This is a genomic window from Kibdelosporangium aridum, from assembly GCF_900176515.1.
Lineage (GTDB): Bacteria > Actinomycetota > Actinomycetes > Mycobacteriales > Pseudonocardiaceae > Kibdelosporangium > Kibdelosporangium aridum.
Genome location: NZ_FWXV01000005.1, coordinates 517,184 through 539,613 on the forward strand (window position 1 = coordinate 517,184; position 22,430 = coordinate 539,613).

The 22,430-nt window shown below is 65.1% G+C and carries 15 protein-coding genes; 8 read left to right on the forward strand and 7 right to left on the reverse strand.

Annotated elements, in window-relative coordinates; translation table 11 throughout:
- From B9C43_RS29725 to B9C43_RS29735, 3 genes are all read right to left on the reverse strand, one after another.
- Entirely contained in the window at positions 1 to 1,035 is a 1,035-nt protein-coding gene (locus B9C43_RS29725) for an SAM-dependent methyltransferase (protein WP_143446674.1), read from the reverse strand.
- Between the two features lie 10 nt (positions 1,036 to 1,045).
- On the reverse strand, positions 1,046 to 2,200 hold the full coding sequence (locus B9C43_RS29730) for an esterase-like activity of phytase family protein (protein ID WP_084430230.1): 1,155 nt from the start codon (positions 2,198 to 2,200) through the stop codon (positions 1,046 to 1,048).
- 77 nt (positions 2,201 to 2,277) lie between these two features.
- On the reverse strand, positions 2,278 to 2,469 hold the full coding sequence (locus tag B9C43_RS29735; RefSeq protein ID WP_033382966.1) for a PspC domain-containing protein: 192 nt from the start codon (positions 2,467 to 2,469) through the stop codon (positions 2,278 to 2,280).
- 107 nt (positions 2,470 to 2,576) lie between these two features.
- Between B9C43_RS29735 and B9C43_RS29740 the strand changes: the two genes are divergently transcribed.
- The gene (locus B9C43_RS29740; RefSeq protein ID WP_084430408.1) at positions 2,577 to 3,044 is read left to right on the forward strand and encodes a GNAT family N-acetyltransferase; all 468 of its coding nucleotides are present in this window, start codon (positions 2,577 to 2,579) and stop codon (positions 3,042 to 3,044) included.
- Here the strand turns inward: B9C43_RS29740 and B9C43_RS29745 are convergent.
- Positions 3,032 to 3,784, reverse strand: coding sequence for a TetR/AcrR family transcriptional regulator (locus tag B9C43_RS29745; protein WP_084430231.1), 753 nt, complete (start codon positions 3,782 to 3,784; stop codon positions 3,032 to 3,034). The genes B9C43_RS29740 and B9C43_RS29745 overlap by 13 nt on opposite strands.
- 71 nt (positions 3,785 to 3,855) lie before the next feature.
- On the opposite strand from B9C43_RS29745, the gene B9C43_RS29750 reads away from it, so the two are divergent.
- Positions 3,856 to 4,713, forward strand: a complete 858-nt coding sequence (locus B9C43_RS29750; RefSeq protein ID WP_084430232.1) for an SDR family oxidoreductase — start codon at positions 3,856 to 3,858, stop codon at positions 4,711 to 4,713.
- A 478-nt stretch (positions 4,714 to 5,191) separates the two neighbouring features.
- Complete coding sequence (locus B9C43_RS29755) at positions 5,192 to 7,408, forward strand: ATP-binding protein (RefSeq protein ID WP_235038906.1); 2,217 nt, start codon at positions 5,192 to 5,194, stop codon at positions 7,406 to 7,408.
- A gap of 47 nt (positions 7,409 to 7,455) precedes the next feature.
- Here B9C43_RS29755 and B9C43_RS29760 read toward each other — a convergent pair whose 3' ends face one another.
- Together B9C43_RS29760 and B9C43_RS29765 are read right to left on the reverse strand one after the other, a co-directional pair.
- Positions 7,456 to 10,776 carry a ThuA domain-containing protein gene (locus tag B9C43_RS29760; RefSeq protein ID WP_084430234.1) on the reverse strand — a complete coding sequence of 1,107 codons (3,321 nt, stop codon included), beginning with the start codon at positions 10,774 to 10,776 and terminating at the stop codon, positions 7,456 to 7,458.
- A 14-nt stretch (positions 10,777 to 10,790) separates the two neighbouring features.
- Entirely contained in the window at positions 10,791 to 11,894 is a 1,104-nt protein-coding gene (locus B9C43_RS29765) for a sugar phosphate isomerase/epimerase family protein (RefSeq protein WP_033382975.1), read from the reverse strand.
- Between the two features lie 241 nt (positions 11,895 to 12,135).
- Between B9C43_RS29765 and B9C43_RS29770 the strand changes: the two genes are divergently transcribed.
- From B9C43_RS29770 to B9C43_RS29780, 3 genes are all read left to right on the forward strand, one after another.
- Positions 12,136 to 13,044 (forward strand): Leg1-related protein, encoded by a 909-nt coding sequence (locus B9C43_RS29770; RefSeq protein ID WP_235038907.1) that lies wholly within the window; start codon positions 12,136 to 12,138, stop codon positions 13,042 to 13,044.
- Positions 13,045 to 13,382: 338 nt separating this feature from the next.
- Positions 13,383 to 15,563, forward strand: a complete 2,181-nt coding sequence (locus tag B9C43_RS29775) for a hypothetical protein (protein ID WP_143446675.1) — start codon at positions 13,383 to 13,385, stop codon at positions 15,561 to 15,563.
- A 7-nt stretch (positions 15,564 to 15,570) separates the two neighbouring features.
- Positions 15,571 to 15,852 carry a hypothetical protein gene (locus B9C43_RS29780; protein WP_084430237.1) on the forward strand — a complete coding sequence of 94 codons (282 nt, stop codon included), beginning with the start codon at positions 15,571 to 15,573 and terminating at the stop codon, positions 15,850 to 15,852.
- Positions 15,853 to 16,185: 333 nt separating this feature from the next.
- Here the strand turns inward: B9C43_RS29780 and B9C43_RS29785 are convergent, their stop codons facing one another.
- Positions 16,186 to 18,429 carry a carbohydrate-binding protein gene (locus B9C43_RS29785; protein ID WP_084430238.1) on the reverse strand — a complete coding sequence of 748 codons (2,244 nt, stop codon included), beginning with the start codon at positions 18,427 to 18,429 and terminating at the stop codon, positions 16,186 to 16,188.
- A 171-nt stretch (positions 18,430 to 18,600) separates the two neighbouring features.
- On the opposite strand from B9C43_RS29785, the gene B9C43_RS29790 reads away from it, so the two are divergent.
- Entirely contained in the window at positions 18,601 to 20,301 is a 1,701-nt protein-coding gene (locus tag B9C43_RS29790; protein WP_084430409.1) for an amidohydrolase, read from the forward strand.
- 229 nt (positions 20,302 to 20,530) lie between these two features.
- Positions 20,531 to 22,321, forward strand: a complete 1,791-nt coding sequence (locus tag B9C43_RS29795; protein ID WP_235038908.1) for a S8 family peptidase — start codon at positions 20,531 to 20,533, stop codon at positions 22,319 to 22,321.
- The last annotated feature ends 109 nt before the right edge of the window (positions 22,322 to 22,430 follow it).

Below are 22,430 nucleotides of genomic sequence, written 5' to 3' on the forward strand. Positions count from 1 at the left end.
TCATTTGAGCTGGTAGAAGCGCCACGTGTCGGCCTCGATCGGCAGGATGGCGACATCGGTGAACCCCGCCTCCTCCGCGTACCGGCGGAGGGTGGCGGGGCGCATCACGGTCCCGGTCATCGCCGAGGTCGGATCGCCCATCGTGGGCGGCAGGCACGCGACCAGGCTCCAGCCGTACTCGAACTGTTCGAGCAGTGGTCCCGGGGCCTTGAACTCCTCGTCCGGCTTGACGTCGAACACCAACACGGATCCGCCCGGGGCCAGCAGGTTCCGGGCGGCCGTCAACGCGTCGACCGGGTGCTTCATGTCGTGCAGGGCCTCGATGATGAACACGACGTCGAACGGCTCGGCCGACGTGAGTTCACTCGCGTCCTTCGCGGAGAACGTGACCCGGTCGGCGACACCGGCCTCGGCCGCGTTGCGTTGTGCCGTCTCGATGGCCTTGGCGTCGAGGTCGAGTCCGTCGACGGTGATGTTCGGATATGCCTGTGCCATCGCGATGCTGGTCCAGCCAAGGCCACACGCGATGTCAGCGACCCTGGCTCCGGCAGACAGTCGCTTGTGGACGTCAGGGATCGCGGGAAGCCATTGCTTGCCAAGCAGATTGAGGTACTGGGCGCGGTTGGGGTTGGCTCGCCCTTCGGGCTCCCACGGGATGGGAGTGGGTGCTTCGCCGGTCCGGTACACCTCTACGAGCTCGGGCAACCGGCGGGCGACGCGGGCGAGGTCGATGCTGGGCTGGGTGCCGTACAGCACGTGATCAGGATCGGCCAGCACCGGAATGTGCTCAGCCGGCAGGGTGAACACCCTGTCGGCGTCCACTGTGAGCAGACCGCTTGACGCCTGGTGTTCCAGCCATTCCCGGGTGTAGCGCTCGTTGGTCCCGGTCCGCTCCGCGAGCTCGGCGGAGGTCATCGGGCCGCCGTCGGCGAGCGCCCGGTAGTAACCGAGACGCTCGCCGAGGTAGACGGCGTACATCCGCAACGTGCTGGTGGTGTCCTCGAACAGCAGGTTGGCCAGTGCGGCAGTCTCCATGACCGCCAAGCTAGCGCAGGTCCTCCGGCAGGCGCACGACAATGAACTCGTTGTTGTCCGCCTTGCCCGCGGTCCGGCCGGAGGAGAACGGGAAGTTGTTGTCGTTCAACACCCCGAGCGTCCGGTCGTCCAGCAGCACCAGGTCCTCGATGGTCTGGAACGGGAAGGTGAACGTCTCGCTGAAGCCGCCCACCCTGCGCGGGTTGGCGATGTTCATCAGGTCGACGAGCAAGGTCTTGTCCAGCTTGCCGTCCCGGTCACGGTCCCGCTTGTCGGCGACGTACACCCGCTTGATCTTGGCGTCCGCGCCCTGGCCGCCGTCCCGCTCGATCACCAGGATCCGGTTGCGGTCCACCGTGATCGCGTCACCGATGGCCAGATCGGGCGAACCGAGCTGGTAGATCCACCGCTTGCCGGTGTACTTGCCAGCGGCGATGTCGAACTCGTTGAGCCGCAGGGTGCCCGGCTCGTCACCCTGGACCGTGCCCTCGAGCAACGCGTTCAGCGTGCGGCCGTCCGGCGAGATCGCCAGGCCCTCGAAGCCCTTGCTGCTGCCGATGTTCGCCTGACCTGCTGGGTTCTCCGGCGCGAACACGCCAGGCAACGAGACCGGCGGCGCGAGCAGCCGGCCTGCGCGGTCGAAGTGCAGCAGGTAGGGGCCGAACTCGTCGCCGAGCCAGAACGTCCCGTCACCGGCGCGGACGATCGACTCGGGGTCGAAGTCCGCGCCGGTGAGAACCCGGTCCGGCCTGGTAAGCGGGAACGGAACGTGCCGGTCCGGGTCGGTCAAGGTGATCCCGCCGAGGACGTCGATGCGCCCTCGGGCGAAATCAGGCCCGATGTGGTTGATCCGCAGCGCGAAGTCGGCACTGTTGGCCTTGTTGCCGTAACCGTTGTCGGTCAGCACGTGGAACGTGCCGTCCTGGTTGCGGACGACTCCGCTGAAGCCCTGGATCGGCTGGTCGGCGAACGGCGGCGTGATGCCGTTCACCGGCGCGGTGCCGAGCGCCGCGCCGGAGGGCTCGCTGGCGGGCACGAACGTCTCCGCGGGCAGGGAGGCGAACTGCAGCAGCGTGGGCCGCTTCGACTCGTGTGCAGGCGCGGCCGGGGCCACCACAACCGCGGTGACCAGCACGGACAGGCCGATGGCCAGGGGTTTTCGCATGACGTTCCGATCTATCAGGTGCGTGAGCGTGCGGGGACGCTAAGACCACCAGATGAACGGAGCGTGGACAAGATCGATCAGTAGTCCCGCTGCGGCATGACGATCCACAGCACGATGTACAGCAGGAACTGCGGGCCGGGCAGCAGGCACGACACCAGGAAAAGGATCCGCATGGTCTTCGGTTTCCAGCCCATCCGCTCGGCCAGTCCGGCACAGACACCCGCGATCACCTTGTTGTGTCGTGATCGGGTCAAAGTCATGGTTGCCATGTCAGTTATGTTGCCAGTGTCCGGTTCACCGAAACATCGGTGAAGACCCCGGAACCGACCCTGAACTTGCCTGGTCAGGGCTGTTAGGGGGCAGGAAGGTGCCGTCGTTGCGCACAGACCGGCTCGAACTGCGCTCGTGGACGCCCGGCGAGGCGGCCGCTGTGGTGGACGGCGTCCGGCTGGCGGACTGGGCCGGCGATTTCCCCGCCGAAGGTGACCACGAGATCGCCGGATTGTTCGGTGACAACCCGTTGTGGTTGGGGGAGTACGGCCACAGGCTCGTCGTCGAGCGTTCCAGCGGCCTGGTCGTCGGCTCGATCGGGCTCTTCTGGCCGCCTGACGACGGCACGCTGGAGATCGGGTACGGGATCGTGGCTTCTCGGCATGGGCGTGGCTATGCCTCGGAGGCCACGCGTGTGTTGGTCGCGTTCGCCTTGGCGGAACCCGAGGTGCACACGATCTACGCCACCGTGGAGTTGTCGAACCCCGCGTCGATCCGGGTGCTGGAGAAGGTCGGCTTCCAGCGGATGACCACCGACATCGCGGAGAAGACCGTGCAGTATCAGTTCGGCTGAGCCATTGCGGCGATGCCGTCGAGCAGGGCGCGCAGGCCAAGGGTGAACGCGTTCGCGGCGGCCTCGGCGGCGCTGCGGTTGAACCCGCCCTTTTCCCAGATCTCGCTGATCGCTGGGTATCGCTCCGGGTCGAAGAAGTTTTCCCAGAACACCTGGCGTGCGGCCCACCAGTCGTCGTCGGATTGGCCGCTCAGCCGCTCGCCATGGGCGTGTTCCGCCTGCACAGCGGCCGCGCTTTCGACGAACGTGACGATGGCGTTGGCCGCCGCTCCCACATCGGTGGGGGACAGGCCAGTGGTCGACAGGGCGGCGATCAGGAAGTTCTCGCGAGCGAACAAGCCGGGGCCGAGGGGCGGGCGCGTGGTGGAGACCATCCGCAGCCACGGGTGACGTTTGTACAACTCCACGGCTCGATGGGCGTAGAGCTCGACCTGCTGCCGCCAGTCGTCCGATGTGGACACCAAGTCCAGCTCTTGCCATGCCGCGTCCAGCATGAGGTCCACGAGCTCGGTTTTGCCTGGCACGTGCGTGTAGAGCGTCATGGTGCCCACGCCCAGGGAAGCGGCGACCTTGTCCATGGTCATGGTGTCGAGGCCGTCCCGGTCAGCGAGGTCCATCGCCGCGGCGACGATCTTGTCCAGCGAGACCTTCGGCGGACGGCCACGGCCCGATCGGGCCTGCGGCGAGCGCCAGAGCAGGCGCAACGTCTCCCGAGGATCTCCGCCGCCGCTGTGTTCCATCCACCCTCCCTGATTTTTCGTATAGAGTACGGTATTGTTTAATCGTAGGTCGTACGGAAAAGGAGGACGGGATGCGAGTGCTGGTGACCGGCGCGACCGGGAACGTGGGGCGGCACGTGACAGCAGGCCTGGCCAAGGCGGGAGTTGAGGTGCGGGCGCTGTCCAGGGACCCGGCGCGGGCGAGACTGGCCAGCGCCGAGGTCGTCCAAGGGGATCTCACCAAGCCCGAGACTGTGCCGGTTGAGGACGTGGACAGGATGTTCCTGTTCCCGGAGCCCGCGACAGCCAAGGAAGTCGTCGAACGCGCCAAGCAAGCAGGCGTTCAGCGCATCGTGGTGCTCTCGTCGGGCGCGGTGACCGGCGGTTTCGACACGACGTTCCATCCGCCGGTGGAACAGGCCGTCGAGCAGTCCGGTCTGGAGTGGACACACATCCGCCCCGGCGAGTTCATGGCGAACAAGCTGTTCCTGTGGGGGGCGTCGATCCGGGCCGAGCGGGTGGTGCGGGACGCGAACCCGGACGCGGCGTGGTTCCCCGTGCACGAACAGGATGTCGCCGATGTGGCGCTGAAAGCCTTGCTGGAGGACGGTCATCACGGCAAGGCGTACGACATCAACGGACCCGAGCTGATCAGCCTGCGTGACCAGGCGAAAGCCATCGGAGACGCACTCGGCGAAGAAGTGCGCTTCGAGGAGGTCACCCCGGCCGAAGCCCGCGAGATCTACCTGAAGCTGGGTGGGTTCGCCGCCGAAGCCGCGGACTTCCTGCTGGGCTTCACCGACTACGACGGCAATCCGGCCGACCCGGCGCAAGCCGCGGACTTCGACCCGAGCCAGTTGGGCCCGCTACCCACCGCTCAGCCCGTGACGGGCAGCCCGCCGCGGACGTTCGCACAGTGGGCACGGGATCGGGTCGACGACTTCCGTTAGAAATGCCACGCTTTCCCTTATGGCCCATCACATGATCGTGGTGCTGGACATCGAGGGATTCGGCGATCGGCGAAGAACGAACCCGCACCAACGCGGCGTCCGCGATGGTTTGTACGACGTGGTCCGAACTTCCTTTGATGCCGTTGGCGTGCCGTGGGCTGACTGCTATCACGAGGACCGTGGCGATGCGGTGTTCATCCTAGCACCGGCTTCGACGAGCAAGGCGGTGTTCGTTGAAGCGTTGCCCCACAGGCTGATTACCGCGCTGCGAGTGCACAACGACACCCATCCTGAGGCGCAGCGGATGCGGTTGCGGATGGCGTTGCACGCGGGCGAAGTCCAGTACGACGACCACGGGGTGGCCTCCTCGTCACTCAACTTGGCCTTTCGTTTGATAGACGCGCAACCGCTGAAGGCCGCGCTCGCCGCGTCGCCCGGCGTGCTGGCGTTGATCACGTCCGACTGGTTCTTCGAGGACGTGGTGCGCCACACGCCGGGTGCGGCACCGGCTACTTACCGCCGGGTCAAGGTGGCCGAGAAGGAAACCAGCACGATCGCTTGGATCACGCTTCCCGATCACCCCTATCCCGCCGAGCGACGGCGGCCCGTCGACAGGTCACTGGTGCCGCGTCAGCTTCCCTTGGCGATCAGGGACTTCACCGGTCGAGCGGATCATGTCGCTGCCCTCGACGACCTGATTCCGGCTGATGACGAAGCGCCAACAGTGGTGATCACAGCGATCGACGGGACAGCGGGAATCGGCAAGACCACCCTGGCCGTGCACTGGGCTCACCGCGTGCAGCACCGATTTCCGGACGGGACGCTGCACGTCAATCTCCGCGGTTGCGGTCCCGGTGCCCCGGCGACTCCAAGTCAGGTTCTTGACGGGTTCCTACGCGCTCTTGACGTTCCAGCGGAGAAGATGCCAGTCGGGATGGACGAGCAGGCGGCGTTGTATCGATCCTTACTGGACGGTCGGCGGATGCTGATCGTGTTGGACAACGCCAACAGTGCCGATCAGGTTCGGCCATTGCTACCTGGCGCGGCGGGGTGCATGGTGATCGTGACCAGTCGCGACAGCCTCACCGGACTCGTCGTCACCGAAGCCGCACACCGGCTGTCGCTCGACCTGCTCACTCCACCCGAAGCGCTCAACCTGGTCACCGGAATCATTGGCACGGACCAAGCTGCGGCTGAACCAGAGGCTGTCGCTGAGCTCCTTCGGTTGTGTGCTCGGCTTCCGTTGGCGTTGCGGATCGCCGCGAGCAAAGTAGCGGCGCAGCGGCACACAACCGTGGCTGAGGTTGTCGCCGAACTGGCTAACGAGCATGGCCGACTGGATGTGCTCAGCTCTGGCGGTGACGAAAGTGCTGCGGTGCGAGCGGTTTTCGACTGGTCTTATCAGCGCCTCACCGTAGACCAAGCACAGTTGTTCCGTCGGTTAGGCCTGCACCCCGGTCCCGACCTGTCGTTACCTGCCGCTGCGGCAGTTGGCGAAGTCGACATGTCAGTCGCCCGGAGACTGCTCGACGACCTCACCGAAGCTCACTTGATTGAACCCACCGCCAGAGAACGCTATCGCTTTCACGACTTGCTTCGCGCCTACGCGGCCGACCAAGCACACCGCCACGATCCCGAAGAAGATCGCGACCACGCGATGCGGACTCTGCTCGCTTGGTACGCCCAAACCGCTTGTGCATCCGACCATTTGATAAATCCCAGCCACTATCGAATATCTCTCCGACTTCCTCCTCCGGCTCCTGCTTGCATCGCATTCCATAACCTTGCGCATGCTCTGGCCTGGTTGGAGGATGAACGCACGAATCTCCTTGCGGCGCTGCACGATGCGACGCAGCGAAAGCTCCACAGGCACGCTCTCCATCTCGCTGACGGCATGCGATTTCTGTTCTCATTGGGGAGCTGGGATGACGTCGTCGAAGTCGAGACGCTTGGCATCATGGCGGCCGGACACTGTGGAGACGCCAGCGCCGAGCGCTACTTTCTCACCAGACGCGGCGAGGCATTTGCCGACCAATATCGATGGGACGAGGCCTGGGCTGACTTCGAACATGCATTAACCACGGCCCGGGCGGCCGGCGACGCTGTCGGCGAAGGAATGACGCTCAACATGCTTGGTTTCCTGTGCTGTGAGCGTGGGGACTACGAGCAGGCGCGGGCTTACCTTCTGCAAGGACTACCTTTGGTCCGGAACAAGCATCCTCTACGGTATGAGGCCATAATTCAGGGAGACCTCAGTCGCGCATGTGCTGGGCTGGGGCTTTACCGGCAAGCCCTCGAACACGGTGAACGCAGCTTGGTTCTTCGCCGCCAGATAGGTGACAACAGGGGCGACCCTGAGGCCCTGTACCACTTGGCGCACGCATGGCAGGGGCTCGGTGAGCACGAGAAGGCCATCGGCCTTTGCCGACAAGGACTCGCTATCGGACGCGCGACCAGGAGTGAATACACGATTGCTGTTGGCCGTGCCACCAGAACACTGGTTACTTCAGTCGCCGCACTGTTGGACACCCTCGCCGTCTCGCTGTACCACATTGGCAACACAGGCGAGGCCATCGCCTGTTGGCGCGAAGCTGTTGCTGTGCTGGAGGAGTCCGGTTACGAGCATCTCGTCGCGGAAGTCCGACAACATCTTCAACGCATCAGTCAGGCCGATGGCCCACTGCGCGGGCTGTGACGGGCAGTTCGTCACGGCCCGCGCAGTGGGCGCGGGGTCGGGTCGAGTTACGAGAACTCAACCCAGTTCAGGTTGATCAGACCTGTTGTTGGTCCATTCGGGACACCGGTGAACACGAGGTACAGCTTGTGTGTTCCGGCCGGTTGACTGACTGGCACGCTCTGGCTGGCGAACCCGTTGTTGCCGTTGGTCGCTGCCAGTGTCGCCGTGGCGACCAGCGGGCCGGTTGGGGAGTCCAGCCGCAGTTCGACGTTCGCTCGTGGTTGGCCCACGGTCGTCGCCGAACCGCCTGAGTACCGGAAGGTCACCGTGTTGGTCCCGCCGAGGTTGATCGGGTCGAAGGCGATGTGGTCGCCCACGTCGATCGCGTTGACGTGCAGGCCTGCCCCGGTGTCCGGGGTGATCGTGAAGTCGACGCCCTGCTTGATCGGGGCGAACTCGGCTTCCTGGCGGTGCAGCTGGATCTTGGCTTGGCTGATCGTCTCCAGTGGGGGCTGGCCGTTGGCGCCGAGGTCGGTGTACTTGGCGCTGATGCCACCCCATAGGTAGCCGCCGGCGTGATCAGCGCCGTCGGGCGGTGACGGCAACGTGCCGGAGCATCCGCTGGTCTCGGCTTGGCCGTGGCCGTGTTCGTCGTGCCCGAGTACGAACGACACCGTCACACGGTTGCAGTCGATCTGGCCGTCCTCGGGGTCGGTCACCGTCACCGTGAACGGGATCTGGTCGCCCCAGTTGAAGAACGAGCCTGCGACCGGGGACGTGACCGTGACGGTGGGCGCTGTGTTGCCGACCGTGATGGTCCGCGTCAGCGACGTTGTCTTACCGCTGGAGTCGGTCACCGTGAGCTTCGCGTAGTACACCCCGTTGGCGGTGTACGTGTACGTCGCGTTCGGGTCGGCTGAGTCCACAGTGCCGTCGTTGGTGAAGTCCCAGGCGTACGAGATCGACTCACCCGGGTCGGGATCGTGCGTCCCGGCGCTGGAGAAGTTCACGGTCAACGGCGCCTGGCCGGACGTCGGTGTCGCGTCAAGCACCACGACAGGCGACCGCTTGCCCTTGACGTACCTGATCACCGACAGCTGGGCGTCCGGGTTCGGCCGGAAGAAGCCGTCGCCGTACTCCAGCACGTACAACGAACCGTCCGGTCCGAACTCCATTTCCATCGGGTTGTCGAAGACGAACCCGGGCAGGAACTGTTCGACACCGGTCAGGTTGCCCTTGCCGTCCGTGCGCATCATGAACAGCTTGTCGCGGGTGAACTCACCGAAGACGACCGAGTTGTTGTAGTACTCGGGGAACTTCGTCTCCGACGTGGAGTTCTTGTCGTACTTGTAGATCGGGCCGCCGTGCGGGCCGACGCCACCCGTACCGATCACCGGCCACTTGAAGTCACACGGCGTCGGCGGGTTCACCATGTACGAACCGGGGCACGGCGTGCGCGCCTCGTAGGTGTACCAGAACTGCGACGGCTGCACCGCTGGGAGCACGGTCCGTCCGGTGTTCTTCGGCGAGTTGTTCACCGGCGCGCCACAGTTGAACGGCTGGCCCGGCGTCCGTGTCGTGAAATCGAAGTCCACATAGGGCGATCCCGGCTGGGTGCAGAACGGCCACCCGTAGTTGCCCGCGGTCTTGGTGGCGAACCACTTCCCGGTGCCCTCCGGGCCACGCGTCGGCGATGACGTGCGGGAGTCGGGCGAATAGTCGGCCAGGTAGACCATTCCGGACGAGTCCACATCGAACCGGAACGGGTTGCGCAGACCCATCAGGAAGATCTCCGGCCGGGTCTTGTTGTCGAAGTCCTCGGCCTCTGGGAAGAGGTTGCCCTCCGGGATGGTGTACGTCCCGTTCGGACGGACCTTGATCCGCAACAGCTTGCCGCGCAGGTCGTTGGTGTTGGCCGACGAGCGCTGCGCGTCGTAACCGGGGCCCTGGGTCGGCGCGTCGTTGATCGGCGTGTAGCCGTCCGAGCCACTGGCGTTGGTGTCGTCACCGGTGACCAGGTACAGGTTGCCCTTGCCGTCGAACTTGACCTTGCCTGCCACGTGGCAGCAGATGCCACGGTCCACGTCCACCCGCAGGATCTGCTGCTCGGTGGCCATGTCCAGGTGCGGCGTCGGCGTCTCGACCAGCTTCACGCGCGAGAGCTGGTTGTAGCCCTTGAACGCGTCCCACACCTTGGGGTCGTTGCTGGTCGCGGGCGCGTCACCCTCGTTGACACCCGGCGTGGCCGGGTTGTCGACCGGGGTGTTCAGCGGTGGCGCGTAGAAGATGTAGACCCACTTGTTGTTCGCGAAGTCGGGGTCGATCGCGACCGACTGCAGCCCGTCCTCGTCGTGCGAGTACACCGGGATGGTGGTGATCACCGGGCTGGCCTTGGACTTGGGGTCGTACAGCCGGATCTGGCCGCCGCGGGTGTTGTGCAGCACGCGCCCGTCCGGCAGCACCGCGAGCGACATCGGCTCGCCGGGCTCGTCGTTGAGCGTGACCTTCTCGTAGTTGCCGAGCACGGTCGCGCCACAGTCACCCTCGACGACACCCGCCGCCCACTCGATGCCGCCAAGCAGGTGCTTGCGGAAGGCACCCTGCCGGTACGTCTCGATCGAGTGGCCGAGGCCGGTGTACCAGGAACGACCGCCGACGTGGTCCTGGCACCACGAGATCGGGTGGTCGAAGCCCATCGTGCCACCGGCGAACGACCGTTCGTCCACAGTGGCCAGAACGTGCTCGGAACCGCGCACGTTCTTCTCGAAGTTGTACCACTCCTCGGTCAGCGTGAGCGTCCGCGGCACGGTCTCGGTCGACGGGTGCGCGCGGTCAGCGACCTGCACGTTGCCCGCGCTGACGCCGGTCACACCGGCGACCTTGGACCCGACGAGGTCACGGTAGAACGGCCAGTCCGGCTCGGTCTCCGCAGCCGCGTGGACACCGACCCAACCGCCACCGGCCCGGACGTAGGACTCGAAAGCGGCTTCCTGCGCGGGGTTGAGAACGTTGCCGACGGTGTTGAGGAACACCACGGCACGGAAGTTCGCCAGGTTCTCGGCAGTGAACGCGGCCGCGTCCTGCGTCACCGTGACCTGGAACCCGTTGTTGCCTGCCAGCGACCGGATGGTCTGCACACCATCCTGAATGGACGCACGGCGTGGCCCGTCGGTCTTGGTGAACACCAGGACCTTGTAGCTCGGTGGTTTGCGGACGTCGGAACGCAGCGATGCCGGGCCGTTCTGCTCGGCGACCAACGGCTCAGAGGTGTCCCGGACAGGGGGAGGTGCTGCGGTCGCGGGTGAACTGCCCACGAGCACGATGGATGAGGCGACAGCGAAGCCGGCCGCAGCGGCCAGCCAGCGTCGCCCAGACGAGCGAAGCATAGGTGAGCGTCTCCTCAGCGGCGGCGGTAAATGGTCAGCTCGGACATGTTGGTGTAGCTCAGCGCGGCGAAGTCGAGCGACTGCGCCGGCGCGGTGGTGCCGCCGGGCGCGGTGTCCTGCTCCCAGTTCGCGTGGTGGAAGTCCTGCTCACCGATGGTCTGGAAGAACTGCTGGAAGTTGATGTCGCCCTCGCCGAACGGCACCATGTCGTGGCCGTTGGGCACGGCGGTGTTGCGGTTGCCGTCCTTGGCGTGGAACAGCGGGAACCGCAGCGGCTGTGGCGCGACGGTCAGAATCGGGTCGAACAGGGAGGTCTGCTGACGGCCCCAGCGGTCGGTGTACGTCTTGTGCTTGTAGCGCGCCACGTACGCCCAGAAGATGTCCAGCTCGAAGAAGACGTAACGGGGATCGGTCTTGTCGAAGAAGTACTCGAGACGCCGTTTCCCGGACGAACGCGTCGGCTTGCCGTTGGCGTCCAACGGGCCGGTGTCGAGCAGGAAGCTGTACGCGGCGTCGTGGTTGTGGGTGTAGAGCCGCAGGCCGCGTGCCCTCGCGCGGCGCCCCAGTTCGTTCCAGGTGTCCGCGGCGGCGTCCCAGTCGGCCTTGTAGGCGGTGTTGGTCGGGTCGCTGCCGGTGCCGATGTTCTTCATGCCCAGTTCCTGGGCGATGTCCATCTGCTGCTCGAACGTCGCGGGGTTGATCTGGGTGTGCGTCCCGTTGGCGACCAGCCCGTTGTCGTCGAGGATCTTGCGGATCTCCTTCGGCGTGATCTGACGGCCGAGGATCTCGGTGCTCTGGTTGTAGCCGGCGAACTCGATCTCCTTGTAGCCGATCTCGGCAAGGCGGGCGAGGACCCGTTCGAATCCGTACGGCACTCCGCTGTTGTCCGGGGCCGCGCTGATGCGGTCACGGACGCTGTACAGGATGATCCCGCGGTTGCGGGCCGGGATCAGCGGTTCGACGCGCAGGCCGCGTCCCCTGTCGTGATCGGTGTCCGCGAGTGCGGGCGTTGCCGTGGCGAGCACTGGTAAACCGGCTGCGCCGAGCACGGCGGCGGCTCCGGCGGACGCGGTGAACACGTCACGGCGGGTGAACCGTCTGTCCTGTTTTTCTTCCATGGCGAATAGCGCCTTTCTCAAACCGGGCGTGCGCATACTTCGGGCGGCTGACGACACCCATGGCGGCGGGCTTCAGACAACGACCGGTCGTCTGACGCGGAGGAGGTACCTTCCTCCGTCAAGCAGTCAACGGATGTTAGCTACTTATGACGGACAAATGAAGACTTTCGCATCCGGCAGACAGAAGTTTGGTCCAGTCGGGCGTACTTTTGCGTTACGCAGCGAAATCAGGGGAGGCGAAGTGGTCACGCATCCGATCGAACTGGCCGGTCTGGACCTGTTCGAGGTGTGGACTTCGGCCCAGCCGCTGAACGAAGTGTTCGACCCGTTCCGCTTCTCCCACCGGATGGCCGCCTACCGGGAGATGATCGACGCCACGAACCGTGACGACCAGTTCGGCCCGGACAACCGGCGCAACCCCATGTGGGGCCTGATGTTCCAGCACCAATGGCAGTTCAGCAGTGGCCGGCTCGGCTGTCATGACGATCGGATCGCCCCTGATTCCCCTTGGGGATACGGCAACTATGCACTGTGCGTGATCCCGTGGCTGGGTGCGACCGCGGCGGGCGTCGTGCCGCAGATCGCGATCGCGCCGCCGCCCGCGCCCTCGCGGTTCGGCTACCGGCCGGAGGACTTTGGCTCTGCTGTCGGGGATTGGCGGTCCTACTTCGAGATGGTCATGGGGGACACCGACAACGAGACAGTCCGGTTCGCGCTGTGGAAGGCGCACAAGACGTCGCTGGACATCGTTGCCGAGAACCTCGTGGGCATCGACCCCGCACCGTTCGCGCACGCCGAGCTGGAGTTCCTGCGAGGGTGGTGCCGGATGGTCGACTACCTCTGGGCGGCCGCGTGGCGCACCGACTTCGACTTCATGACCGAATACGGTCTCGACATTCTGCCCGACCGGCTCCTCGGCCCGAACGCTGAACGGTTTCCGACGAAGGTTCACCACAATGTCCGCAATGTTGTTGCCCTTGCCCGCACGCCGAGGTGGCGGCATCGCCTGAACCTGCGGATGTGGCAACGGGTGATGCGGACAAAGGCCGCGAGGGACGAAGTGGTCACCATGCTCGACGCACTGTTCAATCCCAACCCCGGCAACGCGGCCGCCCGGCGGCGAATGCTCGGTTACCTCCTGCGCTATTGAAGCCCTTTTGGAATGATCTTTTCGGGGCAAGATCTTTACGCCGGTTAAGTGACGTCGTTACCGTGGTTGGTTCTTTCCACAGTGCCGCCGGAAATGGCGAATTGTCGTTGACGAACTGACCAGCTACGTTTTTCTGCGAACAACTTTTTCTGTGGTGAATAGCTGCACCAGGCCTTGTGTGGCATCTGCACGCGGAGCAGACTGTCCCAGGTCACACGTCTCATGGGTCAACAGGGAACTGAACGGCGGCTGCCGGACGTGGTTCGTCCTCCGACGGTCTGACAATGCCGCACGCTCTCCTCGCCGCGAGGCGCAGCTTGTCGAGGAGTGAATTATCCATGACCACAATCGAACCGAATTCGAGTACGCATGTCCCGGGTATTAGGGAGCTCGAGGGCATGGCGGAGAACGTCGAACAGATCGCATTTCGGGTCCCGGTCAGCCCGGCCGGACTGACCGGCGATCCAAGCGGACCGCTCGCCTCCGCGACACAGGCGATCACCGGCGAAGAACTCCTTCGCGCCGACGGCCAGCAAGACCTCACCGAACTCGACGTGGCCGCCCCGGTCGTGCCACCCGTGCCGATTCCGTTGCCGTTCCGCATCGCGAGCGGCCGGTACCGGTCCCAACCTCTGGGCTTCCAGCTCGAACTGCGGGTCGACGTCGACGGACGGCACCCGCTGGGCAAGCTGAGCGGCGACTACTACGTCGTTTCCGGTGCCACAGTCAGCTATTTCGGGTCATGGACCGTTGACGCCGTCACGGTCTCCGCGACGCCGACGACCCTCACCATCGTCGGTACCGCTCGTACGACCTGGCCGACGACTTTCACGGTCGCCACGGTGACCGTGCCACGCGCCCGGATCTTCCAGCCGGCGCCGCCCGCGAGCATCCGTTGGTCCACTCCGACCGGCGCCATTGGCGCGACCTATGTCTGTGCGTGGGCTGCTGGCGCGTTCCGGACCGTCGAGCTCGAGCAGGACTGTGAATCCAGTGTCACGCCGTTCGCCAGCTACAACACCGGATCACAACCGAGCGGCGGACCCGCGCGGACGCTGAGCACCGCGGGCTCGTACGCCGAAGCCGGCATTCAGATGCTGGACACCGGCGGCGGCAACGTCATCAACACCGCGGCCAACCACGTCTGGAACAACGCGAGCCTGCACAACGCGATGCAGGCGCACTTCTCGCGGTGGCAGGAGACACCGCAATGGAAGGTGTGGCTGCTGCACGCCCAGCGGCACGAGCTCACCACACCGACGTCGACCCTGCTGGGCATCATGTTCGACCAGCAAGGCCTGCAGCGGCAGGGCTGCGCGTCCTTCTACGAGCGGATGGCGACCAACCTCCGCACCCAGCTGTACACGTGCGTGCACGAACTGGGGCACTGCTTCAACCTGTTCCACTCGTTCCACAAGCAGTTCATGAACCCGCCGATGCCCAACCGGGTGCACAGCCTGTCGTGGATGAACTATCCGCGCTTCTACCAACCACTCGGCGGCGGCACGGGCGGTGAAGCCGCGTTCTGGGCAGCGTTCCCGTTCGTGTTCGACGACCTGGAACTGGCACACCTGCGGCACGGCTTCCGCAACGCGGTCATCATGGGCGGCAACCCGTTCGGCACCGGCGCGGCGTTCGAAGCGGCGGCCGACAACATCTCCGACACGACCGGGCTTCGGCTGGAGGTCAAGCCGACACACGAACGTCCCGTACTAGGCATGCCGGTCGTGCTGGACATCAGCCTGACCGCGGAACGCCGTCAGCAAGTCAACACACGTGAACAGCTACATCCGAAGTACGGCTTCGTCCAGGTCGTCATCTCAAGGCCACGCGGTGACGTGATCGTGCACCGGCCGCCGGTGACGCACTGCGCCACACCGGAACTGGTGGCTGCCGGCAGCGGCGAGACCCTGCCGATCAGTGCGTACATCGGTTACGACGCCGCGGTCGGGCAGATCTTCGAAGACCCGGGCGCGTACCGGATCAGAGCGATGTACGCGGCGCCGGAGGGCAACCTGATCATCTCCAACCTGGCGACGATCAGGATCGGTGCGCCGCACTCGGTCGAAGGCGACATCGTGGCCGACCTGATGCTCGGCGAGGAGACCGGCATGGCGTTGACGTTGCTCGGCACCGACTCGCAGTACCTGTCCACCGGCATGAACGCGCTGGAAACCGTGGCGCAGGACTACAGCGAGCACCCCAGCGCCGTCTACGCCCGGTTCGCACTGGGCATGAACCAAGCCCGGCCGTTCACCGCTGTCCAGCCGGACGGCGAAGTGGACGTGCGGGAACCGGACCTCGACCGCGCGGACTACTTCCTGCGCGGCGCGATCGACGAATCACGTGGGGAAGGAGGCCTGGACAACAAGACCGTCTACCAAGCGGCGGCGTACTTGGCCGACAGTCACGCCAAGGCAGGGGACACCGAAGGTGCCCAACGGCTGCGCGAGGACATCCGTAGCCTCGCCCAGCAGAACAATGAGCCGCCGTCCGTTATCCAGTCATTGGAGGGATAATCAAGTCATGACGCTGGCCGTCGAGCTTGGTGAAGGGTTCGCCGACGACGAGGTGATCGTCCTCGTCGACGGGCAGGAAGCTTGGCGGGCACAGCGTGTCGCGACGAACTACTCGGTCGGGATCGCCGCCATCGCCACGGTTTCCGCGGGTGTTGGGTCTACTGTGGAGGTTCGGGTGCGTGGCCGGGCGAAGTCCCGCCGGGTCGGGGGTGAGCAGCGCTTGCGGGTGGATCTGGAGCCTTCAGGTGAGCTCACCCTTGGCCGGCCGCGGATGGGGGACGTTTTTTAGGTCGCTTTGGTTTTGGCTTTTGGATGGGTCGCCTTCGGCGCGCTCTGTGCCTACTTCGGCGCGCTCTTTGGTCACCTCGGCGCGCCCCTGTGACCGGTCGGCGCGATTTGGTGTGGAGCCTCTGCGCCGCAAAGGACAGGGAAAGCGGGCAGGACCTGCGGCCCTGCCCCGCCGACAAGCTTATTTGCGGCGCTACTCCACACAAAATCGCGCCGACTACTGCTTAGGGCGCGCCTTTCTGTGCTCCGGGCGCGCCTCTACTTGAGCCAAGGCCAGGGCGCGCCTCCGCTGTTGGTTAGGGCGCGCCTTCTCTTCCCCGTCCGCTCTGTATCTTTAGGACAGCCTGAAGTAGTCCAGGTTGTAGCCGCCTGCCTCGCAGAACAACGTCACCTCTTGTTCACCTGCGGCCAGGTTTACCTTCGCGGTCGCGGACTGCCAGTTGCCCCAGCCTCCGCTGTCCGGCAACGAGAACGTGACCAGCTTCTCGCCGGCCGCGTTACGGAACGACAGCGCATCCGCGGCGGTGGACCCGCTGCCGTTCGCGTACCGGAGTTCCAGGTCGTACGTGCCTGCTTGGGCGACGTCGATCCGGAACTTCAGCCAATTGCCTGCGGCGGTCCAGCCGACGTTCTTGCCGCCGCTGGCTGCCGCGTTGTTCTCGATGAAGTTCGCTCCGCCTTCGGTCCAGCCGTTCTGTGCCGAGTACGACTCCGCTTCGACTTTCTGGCCGACTGGTGCGGGTTTCTGGCGGACGTTCACCTTGAACTTGACTTCGGTGCGGTCCTTGCCGTCTGTCACGTAGACCGACACTTCCCGCGTGCCGGTTGCCACTGGCTTCAGTGTCACCTGGCCAGTGGCCGAGTCGATGCTGACGCCGTCCGGCAGTTCTGTGGCGTAGAAGGAGAGCTTGTCGCGGTGGTCGCGGTCCGTTGCCCTCAGCTGGACCTGCGAGGTGCTGAACTGGTCCACCGTCACGTCTGCTACTGGGTCGATCGTTGGCGCGTGGTTGCGGTGATCCGACGGGACTTTGCCGTGCCAGCGGTAGGTTGCCACGGCGTTCGCGGGTACTTTGACCACAAAGGACTGGTCGGCCAGCTTGACGCGTACTGAGGACTGTGTTGCGTTGCTGTTTCGGATGATCGCGACGAAGTCGTCCGTGCGGTCCTTGAAGACCACGTTGCTCACGCCGTTGTCAGTCGTGCTCGACTCGACCCGGGTGTGCTCGGGGCCGAGGTATTTCGCCATCTGTCCCAACTGGAACAGTTCGTTTCGGACAGTGAACGTCCTGGCCGTGGTGTCCACCTTCACCAGTCGGTTCGGCCACTTCGTTGTCCGGCCGACCTCGGCCCAGTCGATGTTGTTGTCGCGCGCCGGGGTCCAGTGCAGTGTTCCGCCGTCCTGGTCGGTGGCCTGCGCCCAGGTGATGTACGAACCGGCGTTGAGGCGGAAGAAGTTCATCACGGTCGCCGGGCTCAGGTCGCTGGTTTCGGTCATGTGCACCGACTTGCCGGTTTCGGCGTTGGCGTCGCGCATCACCTTCGGATCGCCCCAGTACGGGTGGAACGCCAGGCCGTCGGCCGCGTCGAGGACCTGCTTGCCCTTGATCGTGCCGTCCGGTGAGTCCTCGAAGACCCGGTAGTAGTTCTTCGTCTGGGTGCTGTTCGGGTCGCGCCAGTCCCAGAAGTTGAAGTCGTGCATGTACAGCCCGGTGTCCAGACTCGCCTTGCCGAACTCACGCTTGATCGCCAGCGCCAGCTTCTGCTGCTGGGCGATGTCGATGTCCATCGCCGGGTACACCACGTCCATGCCCGGTTCGTTCAGCAGCGTGATCGCGTCGACCTTGATGCCCTGCTTGGCATACGCCTGGATGTACTTCACGTAGTAGCGGGCGAACACGTCGATGGCGTCGTCACGCAGCTTGCCGACCTGGTAGTAGCTGTTCGTGCTGCCCTGCTTGAGGGCGACCTCGCCGATGAACCGGTTGTTCGTCTTCATCCAGGCGGGCGCGCTCCAGGCGGAGGCGATGAAAGTCGCGCGCGGGTTGTAGCGCTGGATCATCTTGACGGTCTCGACCATGTGCAGGTCGATGTCCCGCTGGATGGAGAAGTACTTCAGGTCCCAGTCCTCGGTCACACCCGGCGGCAGCTCGTCGTACGACCAGAACGGCAGGTGCTCGATCAGGTCCGGGCTGCCGATGGTCAGCCGGAAGCGGTCGAACCCGGCACCGGACTTGGGGTCGGCCAGCAGCCGGATGGCCTTGTCGCGGTTCTCCGGGGTGAGCTTCCAGAGGTTGGACACGCTCGTCTCGTCGATGGAGAACCCGATGCCGGTGTAGCGCTGGCGGAGCTGGCTCGGATCGATCACCACCGTCGCGTCGGCGGGTGCCCCGGAGTCACGGCCGATTCTGACCGGAGGTAACTGGCGCCAGGTGTTGTCACTGCCCGCGGAGTACGTCCCGGTCACGAACGAGCCCCAGGTGGCGTCGTCGGCCGCCTCGGCCGACGGGGCGACCAGGGCCATCGCGACGACCGTCGCGGCGACGGCCGGGGAACGCCTCCAGCGTGTCTGAGAGGTCATGTACTCCTCTTTCGGTGGAACCGGTTACGGCGGCGTTCGCCGATCGTAAGTCACCGAACACGTCCCGGAAACACCCCTGGTCAATTAGTTGATGTAAGGCGTGAAAAAAGGCTGGCGAGCTGGCGAGCTTTGGACACCTTCCGGGCGCTGATCGTCGCCAAGATTGACCGCATGACAACCGATGGAGGGGTGGGGCGGCGCCGCCTGCTGAAGATGTTCGGCCTCGGCGCGACGGCCACAACCGCGGCGATGATGCAGGCGGACCCGGTTCTGGCGGCGACTCTCGGTCACGACGAGCAGACCGGTGTCCCGGCGACCGGGTATCGGCCACCGACCGGCCTGGCCGGAAACAGTCCGGCGAAGTCCACGGCACTGGCGTGGATCACAGCCAACAGCGGCGCGATCACCGGGCTGAGCGACAAGATCTGGCAGTACGCCGAGTTGTCCTTGCGTGAGTGGAAATCCGCATTGGCAACCGCCGAGCTGTTGCAGGCGAACGGGTTCACCGTCAAATGGGGAGCGGGCGGGTTACCGGCGGCGTTCGTGGCCACCTACGGCAATGACGGACCCGTCATCGGCTTCAACTCCGAATACGACGCATTGCCGAACCTGTCACAGAAAGCCGGAGTCGGCACGCACGATCCGCTGGTCTACAACTACGACGCCTACGGTCCGACCTACGGGCCGGGCCATGGGGACGCCCACAACGCGCTGGGCGCGGGGTCGGTCGGCGCGGCAATCGCCGTGGCACAGGCGATCCGAGCGCACGGGCTGAAGGCGACCGTGAAGCTGTTCGGTACCACCGGCGAGGAGCAGTTGGTCGGCAAGGCCTATGCGGTCAAAGCAGGTGTCTACGATGGACTGGACGCGTTCTTCGACTGGCATCCCTTCAACATCACCGTGCCGTTCTGGAACACCACCAGCGCCCTGTTGTCCGCGACCTTCACCTTCCTCGGTGCGGCCGGGCATGGCGGAACACCGTTGGGCAACCGAAGTGGACTCGATGGTGCGTTGCTCATGGCGACCATGTCGGAGTACCTGCGGGAGAAGAACGTCGCGCCCTCCGGGCGGTTTCATTACGCCGTGATCAATGGCGGCGGTGCGCCGAACGTGACGCCGGACATGTGCTCGATCTGGTACTTCGTCCGCGAAGGCAGCCCGGCACGAGCGAAGGTGCTCTACGACAAGATCGTGGAGACCGCGAAGGCGGCGGCGCAGGCGAGCCAGACCCGTCTGGTCCACAAGTTCCACTCGGCCACGTGGAACCTGCTCGCCAGCAAGTCCGGCTCGGAACTGCTGTACGACAACATGCGGGAGATCGGTCCGCCTCAGTTCACCGAGCAGGACCACGCTTTGGCCCGGTCCATTCAGAAATCCTTGGGCCGCCCGGAAACCGGCATGCCAACTGGACTTGAACCCTTGACGCCGCCCGCGGCGAGCTATACCGGTGGATTGGCGACGGACACCGCGGACGTCAGCTGGCAAGTGCCGACAGCGGTCTTGCTGGCGGCGTGTTTCCCACCCAACATGCCGAACCACAACTGGGGCGTGACCTCGACCGCGGCCACGAACATCGCCCACCAGGGACTGCTTTCCGCTGCCCGGTACATGGCCGCGAGCGCGGTCGACGTGATCACTCAACCCGAGCTGCTCGCCGGGATGAAGGCGGAGTTCGACGCACGCAAAGCCGGGATCACGTGGACAAGCATGATTCCGGACGGGACACAACCCCCTATCTACCAACCGCCCGCGGACTTCCTGGCAAGGACGGGACAACAGTTCCCGCCACCCGGGATCACCTGGCCCGTGCCGCAAATCGTTGCCATGGAACAACTCGGCACGACCGGGCCCGCGCTCGCGCCAGTCACCTGACAACCCTGGTGAGTGGTTATCGGGTTAGCGACCGATAACCACTCACCAGCGGACCGTGAATCGGCCATTCGGCTCAAAACCGCAGAACAGTGGCAGAAACGGTGTCCTGGCGGACTGCGGATCGAATAAGCTCCGGTGGGGCTCATTCGAACGCCGGGGGCGACGCCATGGGGGCTAGCAGTTTCCGGCGTCCCTGTGCGCGTTAGGAGCTTTGATGCGTCATAGATCCATGCCCACAAGACTTTTGGGCACGGCCGCAGCGGCTGTGGGCGTGCTCGCGACCGTCGTCTTACCCACAAATGCTGCCGCGGCAAACCAGATCATCGCCGAGAACGCACCCAACAAGATCCAAGACAGTTATGTTGTTGTTCTGAAGGACAATGTCGCCGTTCGCGGGATTGCAGACGGTCTTGCTGCTCGCTACGGCGGCAAGGTCGGCTTCGTGTACCAGGCCGCGCTCAAGGGTTTCTCGGTCACGATGTCGGCCTCACAGGCTCGTAAGCTGGCTGCGGACCCCGCTGTGTCCTATGTGGAGCAGGACAGGACCGTCGGCCTGCTGACCGATCAGCTGGACCCGCCGTCGTGGGGGCTTGACCGGGTCGACCAGGTGGATCGGCCGATCGACCAGCGCTACAGCTATTCCGTCGAGGCCGCGGACGTGACCGCGTACGTCATCGACACCGGCATCAACTACGACCACCACGACTTCGGTGGTCGGGCCACGTTCGGCTTCGACGCCTTCACCGATGGCATGCAGGGCATGGACTGCCAAGGTCACGGGTCCCATGTGGCCGGTACGGTCGGCGGCCATACCTTCGGCGTGGCCAAGAAGGTCAAGCTCAAGGCCGTCCGCGTGCTCGACTGTGAGGGGAGCGGCTCGATCGCCACTGAGGCCGCCGGCGTCGACTGGGTCACGGCGAATGCCGTCCTGCCTGCCGTGGCCAACATGAGCCTGTACACCGGTGTGCAGAACGAGCCGAGCCGCGTGCTGGACGACGCTGTGCGTGCGTCCATCGGCAAGGGCATCTCGTATGTCGTCGCTGCCGGTAACTTCAACGACGACTCGTGCCAGTACTCGCCGCAACGCGTGACTGAGACGATCAACGTCGCCGCGTCCAGTTGGTACGACGCCCGCGCGTCGTTCTCCAGCTACGGCAGCTGCACCGACATCTTCGCGCCAGGGGAGGACATCTACTCAGCGGTGGCGCTCGAAAACACCCTCTCGGTCCGGAAGAGCGGTACCTCGATGGCCGCACCGCACGTCGCCGGGGCGGTCGCGCTGTACCTGGCCGACAATCCGACCAAGACCCCGGCCGAGGTGCACAGCGCGATCCTGGCGGCCGCGACTCCGGGCAAGGTGACCAACCCCGGTGCCAATACGCCGAACCGGCTGCTGCGCGTCAACGCCCCGCCGACAGTTTCGGTGACCAATCCGGGTCCGCGGAAAACCGCGGTCGGCGCTTCGGTCAACCTGCAGCTGTCCGCTTCCGGTGGCACGCCTCCGTACACGTGGTCCGCGACTGGCCTTCCACCTGGACTGTCGATCGGTTCGTCCAACGGCGTCATCACCGGTGCTGCGGCCACCGCTGGCACGTACAACGTGAAGGTGACCGCGACGGAGTCCGCCGGTGGTTCGGGCCAAATGTGGTTCACGTGGACTGTCGGCACGGTGCAGGCGTGCGTTAAGACCAATGGCGCCGACGTGGCCATCCCCGACCTGTCCACGAGGACCAGTTCGGTGACGGTCTCCGGCTGCACCGGCAACGCGTCGGCCACGAGCACGGCCGAGGTGCACATCAAGCACACCTACCGCGGCAATCTGGTCGTCGAACTGGTCGCTCCGGACGGCACGAGGTACGGCTTGAAGAACTTCGTCCGCTTCGACAACGCGGACAATGTGGACGAGACCTACACCGTGAACCTCGCCGGCGAAGCCCGTAACGGCACCTGGACGCTCAGGGTGCAGGACATGGATCGCTACGACGTCGGCACCATCGACACCTGGACGCTGACTCTCTGAGGATGGGGCCACCTGTGGTCCCATGAATCCGCCGTTCGGCCCAAAACGCCAGAACAGTACGAAAGTACGTTGTCCTGGGAGCACCACGGATCAAATAATTCTCCGGCAT

Excerpts from the sequence above, each read along its gene's own strand:
- B9C43_RS29725 (WP_143446674.1), bottom strand. The coding sequence starts at position 1,035 with ATGGAGACTGCCGCACTGGCCAACCTGCTGTTCGAGGACACCACCAGC.
- B9C43_RS29730 (WP_084430230.1), bottom strand. The coding sequence starts at position 2,200 with ATGCGAAAACCCCTGGCCATCGGCCTGTCCGTGCTGGTCACCGCGGTT.
- B9C43_RS29735 (WP_033382966.1), bottom strand. The coding sequence starts at position 2,469 with ATGGCAACCATGACTTTGACCCGATCACGACACAACAAGGTGATCGCG.
- B9C43_RS29745 (WP_084430231.1), bottom strand. The coding sequence starts at position 3,784 with ATGGAACACAGCGGCGGCGGAGATCCTCGGGAGACGTTGCGCCTGCTC.
- B9C43_RS29750 (WP_084430232.1), top strand. The coding sequence starts at position 3,856 with ATGCGAGTGCTGGTGACCGGCGCGACCGGGAACGTGGGGCGGCACGTG.
- B9C43_RS29760 (WP_084430234.1), bottom strand. The coding sequence starts at position 10,776 with ATGCTTCGCTCGTCTGGGCGACGCTGGCTGGCCGCTGCGGCCGGCTTC.
- B9C43_RS29765 (WP_033382975.1), bottom strand. The coding sequence starts at position 11,894 with ATGGAAGAAAAACAGGACAGACGGTTCACCCGCCGTGACGTGTTCACC.
- B9C43_RS29775 (WP_143446675.1), top strand. The coding sequence starts at position 13,383 with ATGACCACAATCGAACCGAATTCGAGTACGCATGTCCCGGGTATTAGG.
- B9C43_RS29780 (WP_084430237.1), top strand. The coding sequence starts at position 15,571 with ATGACGCTGGCCGTCGAGCTTGGTGAAGGGTTCGCCGACGACGAGGTG.
- B9C43_RS29785 (WP_084430238.1), bottom strand. The coding sequence starts at position 18,429 with ATGACCTCTCAGACACGCTGGAGGCGTTCCCCGGCCGTCGCCGCGACG.
- B9C43_RS29790 (WP_084430409.1), top strand. The coding sequence starts at position 18,601 with ATGACAACCGATGGAGGGGTGGGGCGGCGCCGCCTGCTGAAGATGTTC.
- B9C43_RS29795 (WP_235038908.1), top strand. The coding sequence starts at position 20,531 with ATGCCCACAAGACTTTTGGGCACGGCCGCAGCGGCTGTGGGCGTGCTC.